Genomic DNA, 26617 nt, shown 5'->3' with positions numbered 1-26617 from the left:
CAAGCCGGAATTCTGTTTGAGATAACGAAGGCCGGCTTGTTTTTTTTATAAATATAATCTGATTTTGTGAAAATTATATTCTCCCCATGTACCAGCTTATCATCCGGGCTGAGGCATCGGGGCGTTCTACCATGCCCATATGGCCGGCTTCGGCGAGGATAAACGGATAACTTTGTTTGGGATATTCGGACAGGCTGATACAGCTTTCAAACGGAATGAGCTTATCCTGCATGCCAATGATAAAGAGGACTGGAAATGGCATGGCAGCCAGAACGGCTGTGCGGTCGGGACGGTTGCGCATGGCGTTGATCCCGGTAATTAATGCCTCGGCTGGCAATTTTCCATAGCGATCAATATGTTCCTTGATCTTGTTGGGAAAAAGTTCTTTAAAACGGTCACCGTACAAATTTGCCGCAGTGTTTTTTACGAACATTTCTGTTCCGTAATTCCGAAGCAGGTCTATGGTCTGGTCGCGTTGGTGTTTTTTTGATTCATCGTCCGCATAAGCCGTTGAATGAAATAAACCGAAGCCTTCCAGCATTTCAGGATATTTTTCAGCAAAAGCCAGTGCAATATAACCACCCATGGAATGGCCTATTAAAGTGCATTTTTCAATGACCGCATTCGAAAGGAAACGGTGCAATTCGTCCGCGTAATCTTCCACGCTCTGACAAAAGGTAAAGAGAGAAATATTAGGTCTGACGACCGTGTAATCAGCATTTAATGAGGCATCAACACTATCCCAGATCGCATCGTCAATTCCATGGCCGTGTAGCAATACCAATGTTTTCCTGTGTAGATTCATAGTAATTCACTTTCAATGGTTGAGTTTTTCTTTGGTTAAAGATACATAAACCAAAAATGAAATCTATTTTTCGGGTGAGATTGGTTGGAAATATGTTGAGAAGTAATGCGAGAAAAAGTAGGTATTTTTGAAAGTAACGATGAGAATATTACAGAAGTTGGTTGTCTTCCAGGAGTTGAATTAAAAATGCATCAGCGATATCATTTTGTGCAGATTTATCATAAATAGAAAGTAGTGTAACAGATTTGTTTACAATTTTCACATAGGTAATAATTCTTGATCCGCCTGATTTTCCTTTGTTTTTGGAAGTGATAGCCATCCTTACTTTGTAGCAGTCCTTACCCAATGGATCGCCCTGGAAAGGATTTTCTGCGAGTTCACGAATAAGAATTTGAAGATCTACAATAATCGAAGGGTATTTTTTTGCCAGCTTTTTAAACTCTCGATCGAAGTTACTAATGGTATAAATCTCGAACATTACTCCCCCAGTTCATTGAGAAGAAATTGCACTGGTCTGACGTTTATAGAACCTTCTTCGACCATTTTCATTTCTTCAAAACCTGTTTTGATGTTTTTCCAGGTTTCTTTTTGCATCTCAGTCAATCCATCCTCGCTTTTGACGGGTTCCTGGACCTGAACGAAATTCAATGAATGAACCAGTTTCATGAAAAATGCAAATTGATTTTCCGGAACATTAAGGATTACTTGTTTCATGATCTTTTGACATAAGTTTGACAGTAATGCTTACGACAAAGTAAATCTGCCTTAGACACTTATAACCGGAAAATCATTTTATTTGTTCAACTTCGCAATTTCTTCCTCTCGCAAAGCTCGTCTCAGAATTTTACCAACATTGGTTTTGGGAAGCTCGGTTCTGAACTCGATTTTTTTCGGACATTTATAGGCGGTCAGGTTTTCCTTGCAGAATGCGCGGACCGTTTCTTCGGTTAGTTCAGGATCTTTTTTTACGATAAACAATTTCACCAACTCGCCCGACTTATCATCAGGAATACCAACACAGGCAACTTCCAGCACACCGGGACATTGCGCAACCACATCTTCCAATTCATTCGGATACACATTGAATCCGGAAACCAGGATCATATCTTTTTTGCGGTCAACAATTTTGAAATAACCATCAGCATCTTCAAAACCGAGGTCGCCGGTCTTGAACCAGCGCATACCATCCTGCTCGAAAATTACCTGAGCCGTTTCGTCGGGACGGTTGAAATAACCTAACATGACCTGAGGCCCCGAAGCGCAGATTTCTCCCACCTCACTGGTGTCGGCCCAGGTACCGTTCTCGCGTAAAATGCGAAGTGCCGTACTTGGCCAGGGAATACCAATGGTCCCGATCCGGTTTTCGCCAACCAGTAAATTGGATGATAAAACGGGAGAAGTTTCCGAAAGCCCATAACCTTCCGTCGCCGGACAACCGGTTGCAGCCAGCCATCTTTCAGCCACTATTTTTTGTAAAGCCATACCGCCGGCGGAGGTAGCTTTAAGCTGGCTGAAATCCACTTCACTGAATTTAGGGTTGTTCATGAGACCATTAAACATGGTATTGACCCCTGTGAAAACGTTAATTTTATATTTTTTCAGATCCGCAATAAATGCATTCATGTCACGCGGATTGGTGATCAAAACATTCATGGCCCCGATTTTAATACCTGACAGTGCATTAACCGTTAAGGCATACACATGATATAGGGGAAGTGCCGCGACAAAAACAGGCGCTTCCATATCGGACATGATCGGTTTTAGCCAGGCACTGTTGGCCTCAACATTGGCAATGAGGTTGCGGTGGGTCAGCAAGGCACCTTTTGAAACGCCTGTGGTACCACCGGTATATTGAATAAAGGCAATGTCGGCGTTTGACACGGCCGGTTTTTCATAGGTGAGCCCGGTACCTATCGAAAGTGCCTTTTGAAAGGAAACTGCGCCAGCAATATGATAGGCAGGTACCATCTTTTTGATATACTTTACGACCGCGTTGACGATCAACTTTTTTGGGAAGCCCAGCATATCACCGATTTCCGTAATCACAACGTGTTTGATTTCGGTATTGGCCACAATTTTTTCGAGATGCGAGGCGAAATTGGCCAGTATAACAATAGCCTTCACACCCGAATCTTTAAACTGATGCTGCATTTCCCGGGGCGTATACAACGGATTTGTATTGACGATAATCAGCCCTGCACGCAAAGCACCAAACATGACAACGGGGTATTGCAGCAAATTGGGCATCTGGATGGCAATCCTGTCGCCTTTCTGCAAGCCCAGACTTTGCAGGTACGAAGCAAAATTCCTGGAAAGCTCATCCAGTGTTCCATACGTAAGCTCTTTACCCATGTTGGCATACGCAGACCGATCCTTGTATAGCCTGAAGCCGGTTTCTATCAATTCAACCAGTGATGAATAGGCTTCCGGATCAATTTCGTAAGGAACGCCCGGCGTATAATGTTTTAGCCAGGGATATGTTTCTTTGGATATGGCAATCATGGGTTCGGTCTCAAATGTGGATAAAGGTGCTTTCAGGATTTTAAGTTAAGAAATAGAGACAAATTATTATTGAATCCATCCAATTTAATTTCGGATATAAAAAATCCCTGGCAATTTTGATCGCTTGCTTTGGGTAACGGGTTTTATTTTTTTGAGATTTCCCAGCGCCAAAGCGGCCCTTCTTCGGAATCGTGGATATCGTCGGTTCGGTCGAAACCGATTTTTTCAAGAATATGACCGGAAGCGTTTTCTTCTGCCAGTGTATGTGCAACCACTTTTAACACACCACTTTGTGTAAATGCGTGTTCCACCAACGCCCGCGCAGTTTCAGTCGCCAAACCCATCGAACGATGGCTTGGTGTTATTTCATACCCGATTTCAACAGTTCCATTGGAGTCCGGTTCGCCCTTATAACCGCAGGAGCCAATCAAAATATTGCCCGGTTTATAAACAATCAGGTATACCCACCAAAGACGGAGGGGAGGATGCGCCTTCCAACGGTGGTAGGAAGGCGTAAAAGTATCACGAAATTCTGTCCATTTCTTAGGCACATTAACACCCATCACACGACCAAGCACATTGTTGCCCATACGGATCGCATCAAAAAGGGTGTCGTCACACGGAACAATATCCAAACGAGGGCTTTGAAGCATCTTAAAGTTAAATAGTCAAATCAAAAGCCCAATTTACGAAAATCACAACGAATTGTTGTCATCGAAACGATCTGTGATTGCTTTTCGTATGGCCTGATGAGGACGCATACCGGAATTTTTGGAACGTGTAACGGCCCTGTCGGAGGCGTTTGACTTTGCCCGTAAAGCCAGATTTGAAATCGTCATGTGCCCGTTTCTCCAATGTTCATATTCCTCTTCGCTCATGATGTCGCGGGTAACCTGTCCGTGGGCATAACCGTCGCCAAAGGACTGGATTCGGCTGTCGGTGAGCGTGAGTTTACGTTCTTCTTCCAGGTTTTCTATTTCTGTGCGGATGTCGGCTTCTTCCTGTTTTAATTCTTCCCAGGTTGGCAGCACGGCAAGATCATTTTCAAAAATACTTTTCTGTACAAGTTGTTGGGTAATGGTACCCTGCAAGTCTTCCAGCTGCTTCTCGATTTTTTTCTTGCGCCTTTTCAGTCTCCACAACTTTGGATCAATCTGTAACCAACGGAGCCAGAATCCCTGTAAAACCGGCAGCGCCATACCCAGCGAAATAGCACCGGCGATCGCAAACAAAACACCGCTTAATACAAAAGACAACAAGGCCCATGGACTGTTCACAAGATCCAGATTCATCTGATCTGAATTTTGTAACGCCTTTTCAATTTTGTTGGTTAGTTCCGGACTGTTGATCGGAGCTCCCGTTAAAGGATCCACCGCATTAAGCTGCAAGCTCTTCACCGACTTATTGATTGCTTCCTTTAATTTATCCGTACGGTAAGCCTCATAACGGAACCATCCCAGGACGACCAGCGTGACAATCGTGAAAATGGACAGGATCAGCTTAAAGTTTGCGTAGCGTGATTTCGCTTTCGGAGAATCACCTTTTTGATAAGGCTCCTCGATCAAACGATCATATGCCGGTTTAAGCAAAACAGATAACATCGCCAAACCGATCGCAAAAGCCCAGGCTTCGTTCGGGTTACGGATGTTTAATGCGTAGGCTACAATTTCGTGGGAAATGATCAGGTCACCCGCAATGAAAGAAATACCGGCCGCCAGGAAAATCAATCCGGCGATCAGCGAATAATAAGGTGCGGAATCTTTGCGCTTTTGTTTCAGTTCTTCGGTTTGCTCGTTAATATCCGAAACAGCGGTATCAAGTTCTTTTATTCTTTTGGCGCTATGATTCACGCCCATCACCTGATCCTGAAGCTTATCGTAAGATTGCTTGTGAAGCTGAATCGTTTCCTGCCTTTTATTTTTCAGGGTGTCCAGTTCGAATCTTTTTTGGTTGAGACGATCCATGACCCAGTCGTGACTTACATTGCTTGACAAATATGCTTCGTAAACCTGACGGTCCAATCCTTCAAGGCCACTGGTGTAGCCATGTTGATAATCACTGTTTTGGTTTGGCTGTTGCTCGTCCATAACTTATTAATGTTTTGTAAGAATGAGAATAAAATGCAAAAAAATTATTCCGCACTTTTTCTGATATCTTGTAATTGTTTGTTTGTCAATTGATTTTTCATGCGTCTCGCCAGGAAAAACTCGCTTTCGAAGAGCTTAGCCAACATATCGCGTCTTGCATAAATACGGTCGCGCTCGGTTTCCGATTGACCTTGTTCGCGGAGAATCTGCCACTTTTTGACCCGTAATGCGTCAACTTCTCCCTGAAGAACCTGTATTTCGTCTTCCCAGTTTTCGGTATTCGAAACCGATTCTGCCCGATCCCGGCGTATGCTGAACCAGGCATGTAAATCATTCCGCAGGATGGTCACGTTACTCAATAGCAGTTTTCCTGCAAAAAGGAAGAGGAAAAAGACAAACACGAAAAGCGCAATGGCCTGCCAGGCGCCCTGATGCGGTAATGCATTGGCAAAAACAAATAGAGCCGCGGCAAAAGGCAAGCCGATTTCTTCGAGCAGCGCGCGCCAGCTTACGCGTGAATCCGTATCATGAAACATGGAAATACGGCCAAATAAGCTAAACATACCCGCCAAAAATACGCCCAGGGCAATCCATGAACTTTCAGCAAATGCAGGTTTCAGGGATTCTTTGATCAGAAAGAAATTTCCTACGCACATGGCAACGGAAAGTGTCAGCCCGATCAAAGTTCGGGGCAGGTGGTGTTCGCCGTTGGATTTGGTTATAACCAGGCCTTTTAATTTATTTTCGAGTTCTTCGATCCGGTTGCTCTTTTGTCCAATAAATAGGTTCAGTTCCTGGATTCGCTCATTGTGCTGCTCAATGCTGCTCAAATGTTCAGCCGCCAGATGTGAAAAATACTTATGGATGATATCCGTTTTTTCCGTCGGATCAGATTCTGACAAGCCAAATAAAACGCCTTCATCGCGTAAGGTATCTTCGTCTTCAAGCCAGTAGGGGATGACCACTTCGGTTTTGAGCGGCAAAGCCTGATTTTGTTCAGGTTGAGGGGTATTGTTGTTAACTACCGCCAGGGCATTAACAGGTGTAAAAGAGGTGTTTTGGGGCATGGTGTCTTTGAAGCTTGCAGCAGCTTCTATCGGTGTTTCGGTTTCGTCGTCATAAAAATTATCTTCGTCATCTTTGGAAGAACGGAACCAATTGGAAATACGCTCAGTGAATTCGGCCATAGCTAGTCATGGTTTAGCCCGCAAGTATCCATCAAAACTGAGAAATTACCAATATTATTGTGATGACCGGTAATTTTGTTGAGTAAATCGCTCTTTGTTAAGACTTTGGGAACATTTGTTTTAGCGCAGTCCAGAGTTTCTTTTTCAAATCCCTGTCGGCTTCAATAACGGGTAGCGGATCCGTGAGCAGGAACCAGATGCCTTCGACTTGTTTTGGCGCATACGGCGGAAGCAGCAAATCCAGGTGAAGCTTGATCAGCGGTACACCGAAAGTGATAAAATAGTTGATCCTTTTTTCTGAAAGCACATTTCGTGCATCCGGGCCGGCCAGATAGCTAAAATTAAGAATATCGGAATTTTCAGAGGCATGTCCCACCGCTTTCAGGACATTATCCAGAAACAAGGCTTCCGAAACAAGCATTTCGCGTTGCTTAGGTTCATCAACCAAAATCAGGACTTTGTGATTTAACTTTGGGAAATCAGGAGCAGATGGTGCCGCGGTCACGGGCTGAGGAGCCGCAGGCATAACCGGTAGCTTCGCAATTTCAGGTACGGCTTGGACTACCGGTTCTTCCTTTTTTACAACAACTGTTTCAGGTATTACCGGTTTTTCCAGAACAAGTGAAAGCACTTCTCCAGGTACGTGGAAAAGGACATCGTTTTGATATAATACCTGAAAAAGTGCTGCTGAACTCATTTTTTATTTTTTGACGGGAACTACTGAATACTCCAGATACCAAGCTTCTTCTTTTGCGCGTTGATTTCAAGGTCGGCATATTCCCGGCTTGTCGAATATTTTTTGAAATGGACCGCCAGTCCTTTTTTTACCAGTTCTTTGTTAAGTACGGAGTTATTAGGCAAAATCACTTCTCCCAAAAGCCTGCCATAACGGTCAAACTCACCGGTATGTTTGATCTGAACAATTTTACGAAAACATTTTTCAGAAGTATATTGCTTAGCGACTTTGTAAAACGGCATCCCTTTTTCCGGTGTATTGATATGCAGGAAACGTATCCGTACCGCTTTTCCTTGGCGTAAACCAGCCTTTTTTCCGTCAAAAATAAATTTCATTTCGATGGTATCCCCGTCCTGGATACCGATCACTTCTGCTTTAAGCGGATTGGGTAAACTGCTGGATTTTTCTATTCCCTTATACTTGTCGGCGGAGCCTTCTTTCTGTTTCAGGGATAGCAGTCCGGGTAATAAGGCAAGGGCAATCAGATAATGAACTAGTAATCTGTATTTTGTAATTCTAAACAATGGTACGCGCATTTATTCTAATAAGTTGAGAGGATAAAGGTACGGAATACTTCATTGCCTCCCGGTGACTCTGCTTAATTTACTTCAACTTCAAATCGTACCATTGAATATCTTTCAACGGTGCACGACGGGAAACGACCTGTACCGGAGCGTAATTTTTTTCAAGATAATCCAGCACTTGTTTTTCAGTTTCTCCTAATTCCCACAAATTATGGTTTGCCTGCATCCAGCGGATTTTCTGTTTCCAGCCATCTCTGCTGAAATGATTGGCGCTAATCAGTTTTGTGGAATGGCAGCCCGTACACTGCGCTTTTACCATGAATAAATTTTCATCTACGATAAGTCCGGTTTCCGGATCAAGTTTTATAGTATCGGCAAAAGATACGGTATTGACAGGATAAGCGAGTGGCTTAACCTTGCTGTTAACGGATGATTCCTGGCGAAACGAGCTCAATAGCAGGCCAAGTCCCAGAATCATGATGAGTGCTATTCTCATTTTGTTTGCATTTAGTTTCTGAAATTGACTACGATATTTTCACGGCAATACGCTCACAGGCATTGTTCAGATAACCGCCGGGATTCCATGCAGGAATAACCATGGGCTGGGAAACGCCTTTTTCGTCTGTGGCACGTACCCAAACTTCGTAATAACCTTTTACGGGAAATTTGATCTGGGTATTCCAGTGCTGCCAAGCCAGACGGTTCACCGGGTTTTCGAGCTTGCAGTCCTGCCATGTCGATCCGAAATCGATCGAAACCTCCACTTTTTTTACGGCATGATCTCCTGCCCAGGCGTGTCCGCGCAAAGGTAAAACTTCGCCTGACGGAATAACGGCACCTGTTTTTGGAAAGGTGATCATGGATTTAACCGGCATGGATTCGATGATCCGGTAGTATTCGTCGGTTGTGGGTATTTCTGTGCCGGGCGCAACGGGGTTACGGGGCATCTTATAGCTGTGCCCTTCCATTTTGGCGCCGTCGTGTACCTTGTTACGTACGGAAATGCCGCTAAGCCATTTTCCCGATACGGAGGCCGGCCAGCCACCAATCACGAGTCTTAAAGGAAAACCGTGGAATTCGGGGATATCCTGTCCGTTCAACTGCCATGCGATCAACGTTTCATCTTCCATCGCCTTGGTAATCGGTACGCCTCTTGATATGGCTTCTTTCTTGGGGTCTCTGCTCAGGTGGATGTCTTTTCCATGATAACCGATATAGACCGCATCACTTTTTAGCCCGACATCAGCCAGGATATCCTTCAAACGAACACCTGTCCACTGTCCGCAATGAACCGCACCCTGTCCCCACTGGTTTCCCGAGGTCGGAGGGTAATAACCGGAACGCCCGTTTCCGCCGCATTCCAGCGTCAGTTGATACGTATAAGGTTTGAATTTCTTTTTTAATTCTGCCAGCGTATAGGTTTTCGGCGCTTTTACAGATTCTCCGTCGATGGTTAATGTCCAGTTTTTGGCATCAATGGTTTCGGGAATTAGGCCGTTGTTACGGATAAACATTTTGTCAACCGGGGTAATGCGGTCGTCGAGCAAATCCAGCGGTGATTCTACATTCCAGGGACGGTCGCCCTGGACAATCATATTGGTATTTTTACCTTTTAGGGCATCTTTTTCACCAAAGGCCAGTGGCATATATTTTCTAGGCAATTTGTCGGCAAAAACAATCTCAGTTCCCAACGTTGCAGCCAGAGCCGCGAGGCTGGTTTTTTTTAGAAAACCACGTCTGTCAAAATGCGATTTCATACAATCAGGTTAAGCTTAGTAGGTAATGATAACGTTCAGGTTTAAAGAAACCTTGCTTGTCAAAGCAATTAATGACCCAAACTTACTGAATTTACTCCGCATCATTGATTCCATTTAAACAAGAAAAAGGTTATCCTGTTAATGGATAACCTTTTACGCTTTTCATGAATTATAGCGAGTAACACTGACTTTGAACTTTACCTCACTTAACCGTGCATGTACATGTCCAACAGGAAGGCGTTAATCTATATTCATTCAATGCATTAATTCTTAAAGAAACAGACCTGCAATGGCTAAAACCTGCTCTTTTGTCAATGGTTCGTCAAATGCTTCTGTAATGGCTGCATCTGATTTTCCAGCTAGTCCGGTAAGATCCACACCGCCCTGTATTTTGTTATCGTCGCCTGCATACACAGCTTCGGGTGCACCTGCTTTGCCTGTAATCCATGATTTGATCTCAGGTTTGCCGGTAGCAGCACCCAATAATTTACGAACGATCGAGGCGTGTCTTGCTTCAACAGAGTGCACTTGTAATGCATATTGAAGTAGATCCGGATCTCCCATCAGGCCACCAGCTTGTCCTTTGTAGGCTCTGACGCCTGTGTCTTCCAATGCATGTGAAACGGTAAGGAAAGTATTGTAGTTGGTGAAAACGGTTGCGAAAGCACCTTTTCCGGTAAAGTCAAAAGTTGGCTTGGCAACGGCTTTGGTGCCCAAAGCGCCTTTTAAAAACGCCACGTGCTGTGTTTCGTGTTTACCTATTTGCGTAAAGATCGTTTTATCGCTGGCAGGAATAAGGCCTGCTGCGGCATTTCCTTTCTGATAGAATTCGTCTTCAAGATATTCGAGTGTCAATGCAAAGTTCAGGATGTCAATGGCACCGGCTGACTGCGCATAAGCTTTGTTAACAACGGAAGCGAAAACGGTTGGCACTGCCACGGCAGCAAGTTTACTTCCAATTCTGTTCATAAAATGACGGCGGGTAGCATGTTCCAAACGGTCCACCGCATCACCATCTATTTTTTGAAACTCATCTATTATTTTGAAAATATTCATATCGGTCAAAAGTTGAAATCTGGTGAAAAATTATTTAGGTAAATTGGCTCCGCTGATCTTTGTTTTAAGATAGGGCTGCACTGCTGCCAAAATGGTTGCCGAAGGAATTGCCTGATCCAGACCATTTGAATTGATCTGTGTATCGCTGGCAAAATCAGCAGTTTTAGGTGTGATCAGGTCACTGATCGCAGCAGCGTGACGTGCTTCTACCGAAACAATCTTTCCAGCTAATGTCAGATATGTTGCGTTTTTGATGAATTTACCTGCGCCATTGTAAGCGGCTACGCCGGTGTCTTCAAATAATTTCGCTGCACCCAGTACTTTGGCGCGGTTTGTGAAATCAATGGAAGAAAAATCAACTTCAAGTGCGGGGATAATCTGGGTTGGTGCAGCTGCGGTTAATGCTGCTTTGAAGAAATCCCTGTGGATCACCTCGTGGTCACGGATATCGGTAAGGATTGCTGTCTCGGCTGGGGTGATGCCCATGTATGGTGTTTTTACAACTTGCTCGTAAAACGCCGCTTCCAGTTGTTCCAGTGCATAAGCATAGTTCAGGATACCCACGTCGTCTTTGCCCAGGTCGACCGTCGTTGTTGGCGGTGTTACCATATCGTCGTCGTCATCCTTACATGCGCCCAGCGCGAGCGTACCAACTGCCGTTGCAACACCTGCCGAGCGTAAGAATAGCCGTCTGTTCAGAACCGATTCCTGACCTTCCTTGGTATCGGAGTCTTTTTGTGAATTTTTATTATTGATCATAGCAATTAAAGGTTACGATTTTCCTTTCGCCCGTCGAAAAGATTATTTAAAAAACCTACGACTATACCTTTGCTTTAGATCAATGTTTGAAAAAAAACTTCTGATTTATTTGCTATTAAGCATGTTCCTGTGAGGGTTTATTTGGTAACATTTATATACAAAGAAGCCCCGGGGATATCCCCGGGGCTTCTTTGTATATAAAAAACAATGTTTTTAGTAAACTATTGTTTGATGATTTTTTGCGTAACCACTGTTCCGTTTTTGCGTACCATCTGCACGACGTACAGACCAGCGGAAAGGCTTTGAACATTGATTTCAGCACTTGGCGTTGCAGAAGATTTGTAAACGGTTTTACCGCTCGCATCATAGATCTGAACGTTCTTCACCTTGCTGAAGTCAGCGGCACTGATCACCAGTTTGTCTGCAACAGGGTTTGGATAGAACGACGTTGTCAGGCCTTCAAATGTCAGCGACTCGATGCGGCTGTAGGCAAAAGTACCATCACGATCGATCATTTTCAGACGATACAGGTTTTCGCCATCCAACGGTTCTGAATCCGTGAAGTTGTAGCTTTTCAGAGACGAGCTCTCGCCGTTTGATTTTTTTGTACCAATCATACCCCACTGCTTACCATTCTGGCTGCGCTGGATCTCGAAACGGTCACTGTTGGTTTCCATCGTCGTTGCCCACTTCAAAAGAGCCGTCTGGCCTTCTTTCGCTGCGGTGAAGGAGGTTAGGGTGACGGGGAGTGGGGTCTCTATTGATGACTGGTCGTCACTAGTTGGTTGGTTTTGGGTTACTGCAGCTGGATTTGGTTGAACATTTGCAATAGCGGAAATTGGAGTTGCTATCGCGTTTGCTGTAATAGTGATTAGAGCCAGCGTTGTAGCAGGTATGGCTACATTTAATTTTTGGATACCAGTATATGTTCTGGATGGAGCGTCATATGTGATATCAAAGTAAGTTAAAATAGCTCCGGATACAGAGGATATTCCATCGGGATTACTTGGAGTTACACCAGTACTTAACAGCACGTTGAATCCCATTCTTTGGGTTATGCTTGTCCCTGGAATCGCTAAACCGGCGGTTCCGATATTAAAGGAAAAAGTAACAGGACTGCCAACAATTGCTGGGCTCGGATTAACCATTGGATTTGTTACCGCTGGATTTTGCTGGGAAAAAACCGACGTGTTAATCAAAATCAACAAGATTGATAGTATTTTAAATTTCGTTCTCATATGGATATAGATTTTGATTATTGATTTTTATAAAAAAGAATGGATTCTGAATCACTATTGTCCAAATCATTTACTTCTCCACCACTGCCTGAATCAATAAAGGCGGTAAGATTTAGTTTTCCAGATGAGGAACCTGGTGTTATTGTTCCTTCAAGTCCAAAGGATCTTAGATCAGAATCTCCAATAACAGCATTTGTTTTAAGTATATAGAATGAAGGATTGCTGTTGCCATCAAAAGTCCAAATACTATTTTGAACCGTCTTTCCACCAACTAATGTAGCCGCTGAATTCAATGTCAAATTGATAAGACTATTTTTGGCTACATAAACCGTTATAATACTTCCATTGGTACTGGTGCTGCTTACTGGAACATTGTAAACATCACCTACGAGCGTTATGTTAGTGGTTCCTGTTACGTTACCTGGGCGTACTGTTAATATTACAACCAAATCAGGAACTGGACTCACAAACAAATGCAGGGTTGCAGATGCACAAGCGGATGGCGTGCCATTATCACAAGTTGTGTAAGCGAAGTCTATCGGTCCACTAAATCCTGTCGCAGGTTCAAAGGTGAAACTTCCATCTGAAAGAAGAGTAAATGTGCCTTTTGAGTCCGTAATACTTTGAGGGGCCACAGATTGAGTGTTTCCTTCCGGATCAGTATCGTTAGTGGAAACGTTTCCGCTAGTTGCAATACCCACTGGTGTACTCAAATAATCGTCAGCAGCAGAAGTAGAGTTTGCGGCGTCTGGTTGTTTAACCGTTATATAAACCGTGGTAGTAGCACACAGTGTTGAAGGAGTCTCACAAATACTATATGTGAATGAATCTTCTCCATAGTAACCCGCAGCAGGTGTATAAACAATGTTTCCGTTTACAACCGAAACAGCACCGTGAGCCGGGGAAGTTGGAGTTGGATCACCTAATGTTCCTCCTTTATTTCCCGGGCCATCGTTAGCTTTTACATTGATTGTTACAGAGCCAGGATTCGCGGCAGCACCCTTAATTGAGGCTATATCGGTATTTGCAACAGGCGGATTATTAAGTTTAGTAGGATCTGTAACTGTGATAACCAATGGAACCGAAACACATGGCGTTTCAGGAATACAAACCGGTATTTCATAAGTGTAAACACCAACCGAAGTTCCTGTGAAAGTATAAGTTCCGTCAGGGTTTAGCACCAGCGTTCCGCCAGCAGGATTGCTTCCGCCAGCTGTTGCTGTTGGGCCATACGTTGTTCCGGCAGGTACTACGTCGTTTGTACTAACATTGCCAGGTACCGGTACATTGATTTGCGTTGCGTTGAAATCAGGATTTTTTACGGCATTGCAACTTAATGCACCTCCGCCAACAACGCTGCGTGTATCCACAAATGCTCCGAAAACATCAATCGTGTTAATCACACTCGCAAGCGATGTTGCTACGATTCTGATCTCATCAAAAGGCTTGGTGGTAATAAAACTTGGATTGATCGGCGTACCGGTTCCAATGGTAATGATGTTCAGTAATTCAAGATTGAGTAATGTTGCACCCGCTCTTGATTCCTGTAAAACACCATTGTTATAGGTTTCAATCGTGATCGAATTCAAAAGATCAACCTGAGCGATGCTGTTTACATTTCTGATCACAAAACCAGCAGCCGTTCCAGCCGGATAGGTAGAAATCGGGTCAACCACAGCAATAGCGGCAGAGGCGCCTACGTTTGCAGTCAGCGTTATTCTTGAAAAATCAGCATTGCTGGATGATATGACGTTCCATGGATCCTGAACCGCGCAACCTACGCAGGCAACACCGGATATGCCAGTACGGGGAGCGTTAATTACAACCGGGAATGAAGGTTGTGTCAGGAAGTAGCTATTGTTGCAAGCGATTGTTCCCTGGCACAATTTGTCGAAAATAGCTCCGTAAATTTTAATGTTGCCTAAATTGGCACCTGCAACCTGATCGAAGGTTATTTTTACCTCATCATAAGCAGCCGTTGCAACGAGTCCAACAATTTGACGGCTTGTTCCTGTTAGCAAAGAAGTGGAAGCACCAATGATTAATGCATTACCGGTACCGATCTGAACTAGGCTACCGTTGTTATACAGTGATATCGTGGCAGTACTTAAAACGCCCGCAGAAAGCAGCGTTGCAGTTTCAACATCAAAACCTGCAAAAGAAGTTGCCGCATAAGTATCAACCGCGTTGGCTACTGCAAAGCTTCCAGAGCTTGCTGCACCTACAGCCATAACAATTGTGGCAGCAGTGGCAGGATCGTTGTCTATCGCATAGTCGGAGTTGTTAATGGTACAAGCTACACAAGCTACGGATGTAATACCGGTGTTTTTACCGTTTACATATACCGGGAAAGCAGGATTGGTAACAGGTGTAAGCGTGTTGCAAGCAAGGTCAGTGCCAGCACAGAATCTTGTAAATACTACACCGTAAACCTCGGTCGTACCAAGCGTTATACCGACGGTTTGTTGTACGGTTAATTTAATTTCATCAAATTCCTGGGTGGCCAAAAATCCTATCACTTGTCTGCCGGAACCGCTTAGAAGGGGTGCGCTGGCATTGAGTAAACTTCCGTTACCAAATACGTCACCAGTAGCGACACCGTTAAGGTAAGTTTCAATACGCAAACCACTTAAAACGCCGACGCCGATGATGCTTGGGCTATTAATGTCAAATCCGGCAAATGTTCCGGCAGGGTAGGACTGTTCAACACTTTTCACGGCTATTGATCCACTAACGCCAAGTCCGGCTGTTAAAACAATATCTGTGTGATTTAAAGGGTCTGCATCGATAAGATTCCCTGTATTGGTTACCTGGCAGTTGACACATGCAGCACCTGTAATGCCCGTATTGGGGGTACTGATAATGACAGGGTAGCTAGGGCTTGTTAAGGCAGTAGGCGTATTACAGGTTAGTTCTGTTCCATCGCAGAAGGTTTGGAATACTGCGTTGTAAACGAGCGTAGAGCCAAGGTCTACACTCAAAGCTGTGCTAACTGTTATTTGTATCTCGTCAAATGGCAAGGTACTGACAAAACCAACTCTTTGCTTACCGGAGCCGCTCAGTAGTCCAACCGAAAGCAATCCGTTTGAGGCAGTTTTTGTTTCCTGTACGGCTCCATCAAGATATGTTGTAAGCGTTAGGTTATTAAAAACGCCTAAATTTAGCACGGTCGTATTTTCGATATCAAACCCGGCAAATGTTTTGGCTGGATAGTTGGTAACCTGATCTTTTACCGATAAAAAAGAGCTACCGATGCCTATAACAGATAAACCGGCTGAATTGGTGGTAGTCGCGTCTACCGCATTTTCGGGAGTTGTCAAAGTTCCTAAACCGGTAGTACCCGTATTCGTATTATTGACGACAGCTGGGAAAGCAGGATAGTTGAGAGCTGTTGGTGCGTTACAAACCAATGCTGGTCCGGCAGTATAAGCTCTTTGGACAGCATAAAATACCTCATAGGTTGTAACTAACGTAAGAGGGTTGGTTAGCGTAATCTCAACTTCATTGTAAGGCTTCGTTGTGTAAATACCGACTTCAGAAGCGCCTGTTATCAAACTTGAAGTTATACCAAGAATACTTGAAGCGGTGCTGGTTTCTTGAAGTGTCCCATTCAAATATGTTTTTATCGTTGTTGAATTGAGTAGTGTAACACCAACAACGGATGTGTTTTTGATCAGAAAGCCTGCAAAATTACCGGCAGAGTAAGTCTGGTCTGCATCGGCAACATTTAACGTCAACGAACCGGTTACAGCAATTGTTCCTTGAGCAGCGTTTGTCAAGTCGCTGTCAATAACTCTTGGAGCAGTGCTTGGACCAATCAAAGGCGCCCAGGAACTCAGGCCTGTTGAAGAATTCGTTTGCGTTACAGTAAAACTAGGACTTGATCCATTAACCCAAGGAGTTGAAGTTGTTGGATTTAATGGAAGGTTGGCCTGTTGGGCCAAGGTCTGCAAGCTCATAAATGAGCAAAATATGACGGCAAGGAAACAGGCGATCCACCTGTTTTTTGCTAAAAAGGATGAATTTCTAATTGAAGTCATGATTTCTATCTTAAAGTGTTGGAGGGATCTGTACCAAAAAATATTTTTGAACCGGGCCGAATTTTGCAGGTACAAGCCATTGCAAATTAGCGTGTTTCAGGTATCGGGATAGCGCCGATTTTAAGGCAGAAAGCTGCGGCGAAGAAGCAAGTAAGTGGGTCCAATACCCTATTTGCCTCCTCACGGAGAGAATAGAAATTTTCATGGATAATAAAAATTATAGTGAGAAATATTTAGTAAAATGCGTAAAACAGTAAAACCCATCCCTGGTCCCGGTGCTCAGAAGCGTCGGATTAGGGATGAAAACCTATATCGCTGGTGTATTAATTTAGTACAATCGTGCGATTATTGTGGCGGTGGAGAACAGTAGAGGTATAAGGTAGCCGGAATACTATGGACCGGTTCAAATTCAGGTCCTGTGGTACCTCTGGAAACAGAGGGAATTAGTGGTGTGTTTTTCATAAAAGCGTACTATATATGGTGAGAAATATATGTTTTGCCCTTTATTTCAATAGGTTAGGGCGAAACTGCAAAAAAAGCAAATGACCATTAAAACGAATTTAATAGCAATTACCGTTGTTTTTAGAGTGCTACGAAGTGGGAAATGACTCATATTCAGTTTCTTCGAATCGTGAAAAAATGCAAAAATGAATTAAATCAGAACTACGCAACAACTATTACTAGTATAAACATAGTAAATTTTCTATGATAAATAAAACCCAGTTGCCTTATTTGTATAGAATTATTTCAATCTATTAGAAAAACTTATTTAACGGTAGCGGTAGTAATTATACAGGATGAATGTAAATGGGTAAAATTTTTATTTTGTGAAGATTTCTATGCGGAATTTGAAGGGCAAAGCTGTGATTGCAACGACAAATAAAAAAAGGAAAGCCGTCTCGATATGCTTTCCTTTTTTACTACTAAAAAACTTTTATAACGTTGAGTAAAGGTGTTTTATAATATTTTTGTAAAAAATGATACTATTACAGCGTTTGGTGTTTTTGTTAAACGATTAATCAGTAAGTAATATTTATTCTACAATTGATATCCTAAAAACTTCGGTGTAAATATATAGATTTTTTGGAATTATATAACCAGTGTATAGAAAAAAATATAAATTAATTTCAATATACTTTTATCCTATTATCTTGAAATTCAGAATGATTGCTGACGATATATGCTTTCAATAGGCGATATTTTTTTGGTCAAAGTGTGGATAAATTCCGCAGATTAACTCCATTTATTGTTCGATCTGTATTCATAATGGGTTGATATATAGTGTTTTAATTTTTATTAAATTCATGGTGCCTTTTTTGTGACACATTTTAATTTTTATAAAAAAATAGAGTGATTATCAATAACTTAATAGTAACGAGATTATGAAAAAACTAATCATATCGGCCATAGCGTGCACGGCATTGTCGTTCGGTTCTGTCCAGGCCAGTACTATGAATCTTTTATCGATTGTAGAATTTATAGTACAAGAAAAGGTGTCTGTGAGGCCGGAGGATTTACCGCAGCCAATAAAAACAGCACTTGCGAGTGGCGTGTACGCAGGCTGGGATATTACGGAGGCGTTTTTAATTACGAAGGAGGATAAGACACAGTATTTTGAAATTTCGCTGAAAAATGGCAGCGAAACGACAAAAATTAACCTTAACAAGGACGGCAGAAAAGTAGAATAGGAGCGCATAAATGAATTAACGCCAAAAAGCCGGAGATTTCTCCGGCTTTTTGGCGTTAATTTTTGCAATTTTACATTCTGGTAAATCGTTAAGTAAAGAATATTTTTAATCACTAATTTATATTGCCCATATGGCTCATTTGCTGCTTGTTGAAGACGATACTACATTCTCCAAATTACTGAGTAACTTCCTTGGTAAACATGGACATGAAGTACAGGTTTGTTCAACAATTGCCGGTGCAAAAGAAGCTATTCGTACGAAAGCTGGCGCACCAGATGATTACGCAGTACTTATGCTGGATTATCGTCTTCCGGATGGAAATTCTCTCGATCTTTTAAAATTGTTGCGCGAAGAAGGAAATCGTACGCCTGCACTGATCATGACCAGTTTTAATGATATCAGAACGGCTGTGAACGCCATGCAAAGCGGCGCTTTTGACTATATTACAAAACCGGTCAACCCCGAGGAACTGCTGATGGTTTTGAAAGAGGCATTGAACAGAAAGACTGCTGTTTCAGTGAAAACGACAAAAAAACCGGAAAAACAATCGCTGGAATTTATAGAAGGCAATAGTAAAATATCCAAACAACTTTATGAATACGTCCGGTTGGTGGCGCCGACGGATATGTCTGTGATCATTCAGGGGGAAAGCGGAACGGGGAAAGAACACGTTGCCAAGTCCATTCACAGATTAAGCAAGCGTGGTGACGGTCCTTTTGTCGCGATTGACTGCGGTTCCTTGTCCAAAGATCTGGCTGCAAGCGAGCTTTTCGGACATAAAAAAGGTGCGTTTACAGGCGCTTTGGCAGATAAGATCGGGCAGTTTGAAGCGGCTGATGGCGGGACTTTGTTTCTGGATGAAATCGGTAACCTTGGTTATGACGTTCAGATCAAGTTGCTGCGTGCCCTGCAGGAAAGAATTGTGGTTCCCATTGGTAGTACGCAGCCTGTAAAAGTGGACGTGAGACTGATCGCGGCAACGAACGAGGATCTTTTAACGATCTCGTCAAGCGGTGATTTCAGGGAGGATTTATACCATCGTCTGAACGAATTCAAGATTCAGGTTCCGGCGCTTCGGGAAAGGGGAGAGGACCTGGGCGTTTTTATTCAGCATTTTATCGATAAGGCTAATCAGGAACTGGAGAAAAATGTTCGGGAGCTTTCGAATGAGGTGATGGATATTTTCCTGAAATACGACTGGCCGGGGAATCTTCGTGAATTGAATAACGTGATCAAACGACTGGTTTTGCTTTCAAAAGAAGAAACAGCGGATTTGAAAGCTTTACCGCAGGAAATGATCACGACCATGGAAACGGTTTCTGCCAAACCGGTCGCGGGTGGATCTGACCTGAAACTATTGCAGGAAACGCACGAAAAAGAGATGATCGAAAAGGTGTTGCAGGATGTGCGTTACAACAAAAGTAAAGCGGCGAAACTCCTCAATATCGATCGCAAAACGCTTTATTACAAAATAGAAAAGTATCAGATCGAGTAAGAAAGGATTTTTCCTTCGATGTGGTCTATCAGGGAATCTGCCTGCCATATGGCAGATTCCAATTCTTCTGCGGAAATACTGTCCGCATCTTCACGAAGTGAAATTTCAAATTTCCTGAATCTTGCCGAGAGGGCCGAGGCGCCTATTTGTCCGATTCTGCCGGATAACTTATGTACAACCTCCGGTTTATTTTCCTCATTGCGCTCAACAATATCCTGCCTTAACCGATCGAGATCATGGCGGGTATCTTTCACAAACTGTTCCAGTATTTCTTTCAAAAGCGCCTCATCGCCAAAAGTCATTTCCTGAAGAGAACTGAGATCCGGCTCGTCTGACAGAACAGGGGCTTGCAATGGTTTTTCAGCCAGCGGCAGGTTGTCGGAAGTGGATTGCAGCAGATCCATTAACTCATAGGAGTGAAAAGGTTTCATCAATATGCCGTCAAAGCCCATTCCCATTAGTTTAACCTGCTCTTCCGGCAATGCCTGTGCGGTTAAAACATAAATCTTAACGAAGGCCGGGACTGTTTTGCGCAGACGCTTGCAGAGTTCGCCTCCATTCATGCCAGGCATCCGCATATCGGTCAGCACGACGGTAACCTGGCCGTCCCATTCCGTGTTCAACACCTCTTCGGCTGAGGAGAAACTATGGTGCGGGATATTGTGTGATGCCAGGATGGACGCACACCATTTCAGGATAAAGGCATCGTCATCCACCAGCCATATCTTGCCTTTGATGTGGTATTGCTTATCCTTTAATTCGTCGGTCTGGTTTAGCGGAGCTTCTGATTTTTCAAAGTTCAGGTCCACTTTAAAAGTCGTTCCCTTGTCCAGCTCACTGGATACGGCAATGTTGCCGCCCATACCATCGATCAAGGCTTTTACGATGCTCAAACCCAGGCCGGTTCCGCCAAACCGGCGCGCAATCGATGGATCTGCCTGTTCAAACTGATTGAAAACCCGGTGCATTTGTTCGCTGGAGAGGCCAATTCCGGTATCTTTTATTTCAAATTGTACCCGCATAGCATTGCCGGTCATAACACCGTCGGTACGGAGGATAACCTCGCCGCTATCGGTAAATTTGATGGCGTTGGTTAACAGGTTGTATAAAATCTGTCTCAGGCGGAAGGGATCTCCTTTGAGATACAGATCAGAATTTAAACTGTTTTCAAGTGTTAAGGTCAATGACTTGGATGAGGCCGTTGGGCGTAGCATTTTCACAACTTCCACGAGTAACGGTGTAATCGCAAAAGTCCGTTCTTCGAAAGTGAACTGATCGGAAATAATCCGGCTGTAATCCAGCACCTCGTTGACAAGATAAAGCAAATGTTCAGAAGCCGAATGGAGCGTTTCCAGATCTTCTTTTTTGGGCATCTCATCTTTTTTCAGGGCTTCTGTATATCCGATAATGGATTGCAGCGGCGTCCGGATCTCATGGCTCATGTTTGATAAAAAACGCTGTTTGGCCATGCTGTGGTATTCGGCTTCTTCTTTTGCCTCTTCTAGTTCGTAGCGGTATTTATTGCTTTTTGTGATGTCGGTAAAAATAAAATAAGCAAGCAAAGCGGTTAGGAAGAAGAAACCGATCATGACATATTCGATCCGGTTTATACTTTTTCCAACCATATTTTGCGCCTGCAAACCATCCGTACTGACCTGGCGAACGACTTCTTCCTGAACCTCCTGCATGACACCTCTGAGCTGTCCCACGAGGGCATTACCCGCGTTTGTCAGCTCCTGCTCGCGGTTTACGAACTTATCGGTCCGCATCCGCTGGGACTTTTCAATCGCCTGTACAGCCACGCCCACTTTTTCTATGACACTGTCTTCCCGTGCGACCGAAAGCGTGTCGATGTGTGAGGTGATCTCTTCTTTCCGGACAATCTTTGGCGCTGGTACAGCTATGGGCGCTTTATTCTTTTTAGACCCAAAAACACGATTGAAAAATCCTTTCTTCTCGCCCGTCGGTACGGCTGAATCGGGTGTCTCGGTATACACGGTGGTAGTAGTGGTCCTTCTTTCCGTGGTAATGATGGTACTGTCCGGTTTTGCTCTCTTTTTGGTTGTGATCAAACCGGATATCGAATGGACTTCATCTGAAAACGCTTTGTTGTTGACCAGTTTGGAGCGGACCTGTACATAATCGCTGTAAATACTATCGCGTGCCATAAGCAGGATTTTCATCGAGTCGATCCTGCTGACCTGTAATTTGCTGTCCCGGCAGAAAAAACTCAGCGTGTCCAAAGTCGTTTGCAGCTGTGCCGACTGGTAGAAAAACTGCTGTTTAATGGAATCCTGTTTTTCGGGAGATGGCCGGGCATTCTGCAATTGATCCAACTGAAGAATATCTTTGAAAACCTTATTTACGATCCTGAGTTTTTCACTCGGTGTGGAAAGTTCTTCCAGTTTGTCCAGCATATTCTCAAACGCAACTTTACTGATCACCCACGAAGACGCCAAAGCAACAAAGGCAACCAGAAATCCCAGCAGCACTTTGCCTTTGACAGACTTTAAAATGGAACGGTTCCGTAAAGAGGACATATTGAAAAACAGTGATTATTAGATAATAACGCAATTTTGCAAAAAAAACGTTTACTTTTTGTAAAACCCGTGGCCGGTAGGCGCGAAGATTGCTGCGATAACCCCCATGTTTTACTTTTGGTAAATGTCAATTGGTGCACAAAAAAGCAGGCCACTTCCGGTATGGAAGCGGCCTGCTTTTTACTTTTCTTAATTTCTGAGCAAATTACTTTGCCAATGAATTAATCCAGGCAGCAATTTTCACTGCTTCTGCCTTAGGTACCTGTGGCATTGGAGGCATCGGTGTTGCATAATCAGGCCAGTTTTCTGGCTTTGGCGCGTAGATCAGCTCAACGATTTTTTCGTTGCTGTATTTACGTTTTGCAACATCAACATAACTTGGTCCTACTACTTTTTTATCCGTGGTATGGCAAGCCAAACATGTATTTTTAGCAAGCAATGGCTTTACTTCTTCCCATGTTGGAGCTTTTGAAGCCGCCGCCGTTTTGGAAGATGCAGGTGTTTTACCTTTTCCATCCGGAGAAACGTGCTCTTTTATCGGCGCAGTTTCAACCGCTTTAACGTTTCCTGATCTTGTCGTTTTCAGGTCTGAAACTTTCATTTTCTCGCCGTCAGGAATATTGTTCAACGTGTAATAAGCATCCGGGTGAACCAGTGACCAGTAGTTTCCAGCCGCGCGCACACCGTCCAATTGGATTTTGTGTACATAATACTGACGCATGCCTTCCAATACCACTCTTACTTTTTTACCATCTTCTGATACTTTCACACCTTTTACAGTCACGTCTTGCGTATCGATCGGAGGACTTCCGTATACAGGAAAGTGCTTGTACAGGTAGCTGCTCACTTTGTAAGAATCAAGATCTTCCGCTGATTTGCGGTCAACTGGCAAAGTAAATTCGATTTCAAAACCATCAGGCTGCGCCTTAACGGTATACATTTCAAATGGCATTTTACCATTCCAAACCAAACGCTGCAAGCCCTGGTTCGCATCACCAGCCGAACCCCATCCGCGGTTTGTTTCACCTACGAAAAGAGAACCATCTTTGTCAAAAGCCATACGCAAAACACCCGACTGGAACCCGCTGCGGAACCCAATAGAAGCACCCTGATACTCACCTTTTACTTTTTCAAGAACCACACGCATGATGTTACTCTGTCCCTGGTCACCCACGAACACCTGGCCTGTGAAAGGTCCGAAAGCGCCGTTTGTTTCGTCTTTGATCAATTCAGAAGTCGAAACACCGTGCACACCGTATGGAAGCCATACAGCCGGAAGCTGTACCATGTTATACTTTTCTTTCAACTGGTAAAGGAACTGAGGTGTTTCGTTACGCGTGTTTTCAGGTTTGATCGCACGGTCGTTAGCATTTCTTTCCTGGCGGTTATCACGCTCAGCGAAGAATTGTTTTTCTGTAAGTTTAACAGGAGAATTAGGCAATTCAGCCCATTTCAAACCCGCCGGGTGACCCATGAAACCACCTTTTTTCACAGGGAAAATTCCACCTGTACCCATCCAGTCACCCTGGTTGTCGGTATACCAAAGTTCTCCCGAGATCATGCTGATACCGGCAGGGGAGCGAACACCCGTTGCATAAGGTTCAAACTTTCCATCTGGCGTGATACGGAAAATCCATCCACGACCTGGTACGCGGCTTTCGCCTCTCCACCATTCTTCGTCACCAAAAGCAACGTTTCCACTCACGAAAAAGCTTCCGTCCGGCGCCACTTTTGGGCCGAAAGAATATTCGTGATAATGACCCGACAATGGCCAGGCATATACCGTTTCATACACATCTGCTTTGCCGTCACCGTTTTTGTCGATCAGCTTGGTAAGCTCACCACGCTGCGCGCAATACAAAACACCGTCTTTGTAGGCAAGCCCAAGGATCTCGTGAAGACCCGTTGCAAATTTTCTGAAATAAGGCGTACGGCTGGTTGGGTTATCAACGATCCACACATCTCCGCGGCGTGTTGAAATTCCCAAAGATCCGTTAGGCAAAGCCGTCAGACCACCCACTTCCAATACAATCCCTTCTGGGATCGGCGGGGTGATGATCTTGTAAAAATCTTCTTCTTTCGGCGATTCCTGAGCTTTTACCATCGGTAGAGCCGCCAAAATGATTAATGCTATCTGAGCAATTTTTTTCATTGTTATATATCAGCTTATAGCTTTAAGCGGTTGGCTTTTAGCTTTGAGTTACTTTGGATTAGAAAAGGATGGCATATTTAACTTCACCATTTTTCACCGGAACGATCAGCTCCTGTGTACCATTAACCGTTCTGATCTCTGGTTTCACTGATTTGTCTGTCAGCTGGATGAAGTATGATTTGTTGTTCACTGCGTAAAGTCCTTCCGAAACTTTTTCGATGGAAGTACCTTCTGCCAGTCTTGCCACTAGATCTTTAACAGGGTTTGTTACTTTCACTTCACGTACGAAATACTTGTTGTCAACAACCGAAACACGGTCAGCAACAGGTGATCCGAATGCGATGTAGTTGAAAGTTGGCGCGTCAGTTTCGTCTAAAGCATATCCTTTTGGACGGTAACCGCTGCCCGTTGTATCGGCTGTCCAGGCAGATTGTCCGCTTGTTTTTCCTAAGAACATTTCATTGTTTAAAAGCGTTACGCTGCCGCGTGGACGAGAAGATCCGTCACCGCGCTCGTGCCACATCGGTGTAGCATCAAGGAATTCGCCGCGCCATACCTGCAATATCGCACCTTTTTCAAGGTCATACGTGTAATGAAGGTTTGAAGGGCTTCCCACTGAAACTGCATGTACGATACGCACATTTTTTGCATCAGGTGTTTTTTTGAAATCCATGAAACTACGCATCACCGTGTTGGTAGGAGCCGTAACCAGAATCGGGTCAACACCGCCGCCTGCTGTTACTGAACTCGCTGTGTTCAAAGAAATTTCTCTGAAACCAGGGCCTGAAACCCAAAGTGCAAGACTCGGTCTCATATAACCTTCAGTTTTGCTGTTCAGTACTTCGATCGCATGTGCGCCTGCTTTTAGGGTTACTTTTCCAGTGCGGGACATGTTATTGTTTTTTGATTCTGCCGGTAAAACATCCTGGCCATCAATTTTTACATAAGCATTACCAGCTGCCTGCAACTTGAAGATATATTCACCTTCGGTTGGGGCATTGAATTTTCCGTTGTAAACGTAAGCGTAGTTATTGTTTTCTTTCAGGATCTCCCAGCTGATCGCGTTGGCCTTTCCGGTTTCAGCGACAGTCTGTTTTGAGAAATCTTCGTTTTTAGCAAAACTACCGTAAAAAGTCTTGTAAGTAAGGTCTGATAACGTTCCCGGCTTTTTGTCAAAATTATTGATCACAATGTTTTTGATAGCCAAAGAGCCATGGTCACCCTGAATACGAAGTGGTCCTGAGGCAACATCTGCGGCTGTCAGTGCGCCACGGGTTGGGCCGCTTACTTCCACGTTTTCGTGAATCAGCACACCGTTCAGGATAATTTTAAGGAATACTGCGTTTGCGATTTTCTTTCCGGCAGCGTCAAAACGGGGAGCCTGGTAAGAAATCTTGATGTTCTGCCACAAACCTGGTGCCTTGGCAACATTGAAACGCGGTGCATAACCTTCGTAGCCTTTTTCGCCTTGTGGTTTTGAATCGTCCCAACGTTCGTAAATACCACCGTTGTCGTTGTATTTGGCCGATTTTTTACCCCAGCTATCAAAAAGTTGTACTTCATAATTACCCTGAAGGTAAATGCCGGAGTTTGATTCTTTTGTCAGCATGAAATCCAGTTCAAGGTCCAGATCTCCATGTTTGAAATTCGATACTAGCTCATATTCCTGGCCGTATTTACCTTTTTCGTGAATACAGGCCAATACACCTTTTCCCGATTTGGTATTTAAAACATTTACTTTTGAAATGTCGACAGAGGCATCACCCACAATTTTCCAATTGCCGGCTTTGTTGGTGAATGCGCTGAGATCGTCCAAAGGAATAGCCTGTGCAAAAGCAGATTGCATCGCTATCACTCCCAGACCCCAGGCGATAAATGGTAAAAAGAAACGGTTTGATTTAAACATACAGTAAGTAAGCTTAATTGGTTTATAATAAAAAGAGGAACAAATTACGATATAAGAATCGGGAAAATCACATTTCTTTTGATGGGAAATCATTTTCCGATTCATTTTTTAAAGGGCTAGTATTGAAGTCTTATGAAATAATAAG

At 43.8% G+C, this 26617-nt stretch carries 20 protein-coding genes; 2 read left to right on the top strand and 18 right to left on the bottom strand.

Going from position 1 to position 26617, the window contains the following annotated elements; translation table 11 throughout:
* Positions 1–73: 73 nt before the first annotated feature.
* From RB622_RS11530 to RB622_RS11460, 15 genes are all read right to left on the bottom strand, one after another.
* The gene (locus RB622_RS11530; protein WP_308046699.1) at positions 74–805 is read right to left on the bottom strand and encodes an alpha/beta hydrolase; all 732 of its coding nucleotides are present in this window, start codon (positions 803–805) and stop codon (positions 74–76) included.
* Positions 806–953: 148 nt separating this feature from the next.
* Positions 954–1283: a hypothetical protein gene (locus RB622_RS11525; RefSeq protein ID WP_308046698.1), complete on the bottom strand. Its 330-nt coding sequence runs from the start codon at positions 1281–1283 to the stop codon at positions 954–956.
* Positions 1283–1519: a hypothetical protein gene (locus RB622_RS11520; protein ID WP_308046697.1), complete on the bottom strand. Its 237-nt coding sequence runs from the start codon at positions 1517–1519 to the stop codon at positions 1283–1285. The genes RB622_RS11525 and RB622_RS11520 overlap by 1 nt, the downstream gene beginning before the upstream one ends.
* Positions 1520–1597: 78 nt before the next feature.
* Positions 1598–3307, bottom strand: coding sequence for an AMP-binding protein (locus RB622_RS11515; protein ID WP_308046696.1), 1710 nt, complete (start codon positions 3305–3307; stop codon positions 1598–1600).
* A 143-nt stretch (positions 3308–3450) separates the two neighbouring features.
* On the bottom strand, positions 3451–3960 hold the full coding sequence (locus tag RB622_RS11510; protein WP_308046695.1) for a GNAT family N-acetyltransferase: 510 nt from the start codon (positions 3958–3960) through the stop codon (positions 3451–3453).
* A 42-nt stretch (positions 3961–4002) separates the two neighbouring features.
* Entirely contained in the window at positions 4003–5394 is a 1392-nt protein-coding gene (locus tag RB622_RS11505) for a hypothetical protein (RefSeq protein ID WP_308046694.1), read from the bottom strand.
* A 44-nt stretch (positions 5395–5438) separates the two neighbouring features.
* Complete coding sequence (locus tag RB622_RS11500) at positions 5439–6581, bottom strand: hypothetical protein (RefSeq protein WP_308046693.1); 1143 nt, start codon at positions 6579–6581, stop codon at positions 5439–5441.
* Between the two features lie 97 nt (positions 6582–6678).
* The gene (locus RB622_RS11495) at positions 6679–7278 is read right to left on the bottom strand and encodes a hypothetical protein (RefSeq protein WP_308046692.1); all 600 of its coding nucleotides are present in this window, start codon (positions 7276–7278) and stop codon (positions 6679–6681) included.
* 20 nt (positions 7279–7298) lie between these two features.
* Positions 7299–7853 carry a thermonuclease family protein gene (locus tag RB622_RS11490; protein ID WP_308046691.1) on the bottom strand — a complete coding sequence of 185 codons (555 nt, stop codon included), beginning with the start codon at positions 7851–7853 and terminating at the stop codon, positions 7299–7301.
* Positions 7854–7920: 67 nt separating this feature from the next.
* Positions 7921–8337, bottom strand: coding sequence for a hypothetical protein (locus RB622_RS11485; RefSeq protein WP_308046690.1), 417 nt, complete (start codon positions 8335–8337; stop codon positions 7921–7923).
* Between the two features lie 28 nt (positions 8338–8365).
* A complete protein-coding gene (locus RB622_RS11480) occupies positions 8366–9598 on the bottom strand; it encodes a sulfite oxidase (RefSeq protein ID WP_308046689.1) in 1233 nt (410 codons plus the stop codon).
* Positions 9599–9868: 270 nt separating this feature from the next.
* Positions 9869–10654, bottom strand: a complete 786-nt coding sequence (locus RB622_RS11475; RefSeq protein WP_308046688.1) for a ferritin-like domain-containing protein — start codon at positions 10652–10654, stop codon at positions 9869–9871.
* 30 nt (positions 10655–10684) lie between these two features.
* Positions 10685–11413, bottom strand: coding sequence for a ferritin-like domain-containing protein (locus RB622_RS11470; RefSeq protein WP_308046687.1), 729 nt, complete (start codon positions 11411–11413; stop codon positions 10685–10687).
* Between the two features lie 221 nt (positions 11414–11634).
* Positions 11635–12651: a T9SS type A sorting domain-containing protein gene (locus RB622_RS11465; RefSeq protein ID WP_308046686.1), complete on the bottom strand. Its 1017-nt coding sequence runs from the start codon at positions 12649–12651 to the stop codon at positions 11635–11637.
* 17 nt (positions 12652–12668) lie between these two features.
* Positions 12669–16610, bottom strand: a complete 3942-nt coding sequence (locus RB622_RS11460; RefSeq protein WP_308046685.1) for an Ig-like domain-containing protein — start codon at positions 16608–16610, stop codon at positions 12669–12671.
* Positions 16611–18073: 1463 nt separating this feature from the next.
* Between RB622_RS11460 and RB622_RS11455 the strand changes: the two genes are divergently transcribed.
* Positions 18074–18379 carry a hypothetical protein gene (locus RB622_RS11455; RefSeq protein ID WP_308046684.1) on the top strand — a complete coding sequence of 102 codons (306 nt, stop codon included), beginning with the start codon at positions 18074–18076 and terminating at the stop codon, positions 18377–18379.
* A 130-nt stretch (positions 18380–18509) separates the two neighbouring features.
* Positions 18510–19874: a sigma-54 dependent transcriptional regulator gene (locus tag RB622_RS11450; RefSeq protein ID WP_308046683.1), complete on the top strand. Its 1365-nt coding sequence runs from the start codon at positions 18510–18512 to the stop codon at positions 19872–19874.
* Here RB622_RS11450 and RB622_RS11445 read toward each other — a convergent pair.
* The 3 genes from RB622_RS11445 to RB622_RS11435 all read right to left on the bottom strand — a co-directional run bounded on the left by RB622_RS11445 (position 19862) and on the right by RB622_RS11435 (position 26472).
* A complete protein-coding gene (locus RB622_RS11445) occupies positions 19862–22414 on the bottom strand; it encodes an ATP-binding protein (protein ID WP_308046682.1) in 2553 nt (850 codons plus the stop codon). The genes RB622_RS11450 and RB622_RS11445 overlap by 13 nt on opposite strands.
* A 205-nt stretch (positions 22415–22619) precedes the next feature.
* Positions 22620–24566, bottom strand: a complete 1947-nt coding sequence (locus RB622_RS11440; protein WP_308046681.1) for a c-type cytochrome — start codon at positions 24564–24566, stop codon at positions 22620–22622.
* Positions 24567–24624: 58 nt separating this feature from the next.
* Positions 24625–26472 carry a family 16 glycoside hydrolase gene (locus tag RB622_RS11435; RefSeq protein ID WP_308046680.1) on the bottom strand — a complete coding sequence of 616 codons (1848 nt, stop codon included), beginning with the start codon at positions 26470–26472 and terminating at the stop codon, positions 24625–24627.
* Positions 26473–26617: the final 145 nt, after the last annotated feature.

Source organism: Dyadobacter sp. LHD-138 (assembly GCF_030929615.1).
Lineage (GTDB): Bacteria > Bacteroidota > Bacteroidia > Cytophagales > Spirosomataceae > Dyadobacter.
Note: the sequence above shows the minus strand (reverse complement) of the source record. Positions and strands in the feature narration are given on the sequence as shown.

Bases quoted from the DNA above. Each gene is read 5' to 3' on its own strand.
- RB622_RS11530 (WP_308046699.1), bottom strand. From the start codon at position 805: ATGAATCTACACAGGAAAACATTGGTATTGCTACACGGCCATGGAATT.
- RB622_RS11525 (WP_308046698.1), bottom strand. From the start codon at position 1,283: ATGTTCGAGATTTATACCATTAGTAACTTCGATCGAGAGTTTAAAAAG.
- RB622_RS11520 (WP_308046697.1), bottom strand. From the start codon at position 1,519: ATGAAACAAGTAATCCTTAATGTTCCGGAAAATCAATTTGCATTTTTC.
- RB622_RS11515 (WP_308046696.1), bottom strand. From the start codon at position 3,307: ATGATTGCCATATCCAAAGAAACATATCCCTGGCTAAAACATTATACG.
- RB622_RS11510 (WP_308046695.1), bottom strand. From the start codon at position 3,960: ATGCTTCAAAGCCCTCGTTTGGATATTGTTCCGTGTGACGACACCCTT.
- RB622_RS11505 (WP_308046694.1), bottom strand. From the start codon at position 5,394: ATGGACGAGCAACAGCCAAACCAAAACAGTGATTATCAACATGGCTAC.
- RB622_RS11500 (WP_308046693.1), bottom strand. From the start codon at position 6,581: ATGGCCGAATTCACTGAGCGTATTTCCAATTGGTTCCGTTCTTCCAAA.
- RB622_RS11495 (WP_308046692.1), bottom strand. From the start codon at position 7,278: ATGAGTTCAGCAGCACTTTTTCAGGTATTATATCAAAACGATGTCCTT.
- RB622_RS11490 (WP_308046691.1), bottom strand. From the start codon at position 7,853: ATGCGCGTACCATTGTTTAGAATTACAAAATACAGATTACTAGTTCAT.
- RB622_RS11485 (WP_308046690.1), bottom strand. From the start codon at position 8,337: ATGAGAATAGCACTCATCATGATTCTGGGACTTGGCCTGCTATTGAGC.
- RB622_RS11480 (WP_308046689.1), bottom strand. From the start codon at position 9,598: ATGAAATCGCATTTTGACAGACGTGGTTTTCTAAAAAAAACCAGCCTC.
- RB622_RS11475 (WP_308046688.1), bottom strand. From the start codon at position 10,654: ATGAATATTTTCAAAATAATAGATGAGTTTCAAAAAATAGATGGTGAT.
- RB622_RS11470 (WP_308046687.1), bottom strand. From the start codon at position 11,413: ATGATCAATAATAAAAATTCACAAAAAGACTCCGATACCAAGGAAGGT.
- RB622_RS11465 (WP_308046686.1), bottom strand. From the start codon at position 12,651: ATGAGAACGAAATTTAAAATACTATCAATCTTGTTGATTTTGATTAAC.
- RB622_RS11460 (WP_308046685.1), bottom strand. From the start codon at position 16,610: ATGAGCTTGCAGACCTTGGCCCAACAGGCCAACCTTCCATTAAATCCA.
- RB622_RS11455 (WP_308046684.1), top strand. From the start codon at position 18,074: ATGAAAAAACTAATCATATCGGCCATAGCGTGCACGGCATTGTCGTTC.
- RB622_RS11450 (WP_308046683.1), top strand. From the start codon at position 18,510: ATGGCTCATTTGCTGCTTGTTGAAGACGATACTACATTCTCCAAATTA.
- RB622_RS11445 (WP_308046682.1), bottom strand. From the start codon at position 22,414: ATGTCCTCTTTACGGAACCGTTCCATTTTAAAGTCTGTCAAAGGCAAA.
- RB622_RS11440 (WP_308046681.1), bottom strand. From the start codon at position 24,566: ATGAAAAAAATTGCTCAGATAGCATTAATCATTTTGGCGGCTCTACCG.
- RB622_RS11435 (WP_308046680.1), bottom strand. From the start codon at position 26,472: ATGTTTAAATCAAACCGTTTCTTTTTACCATTTATCGCCTGGGGTCTG.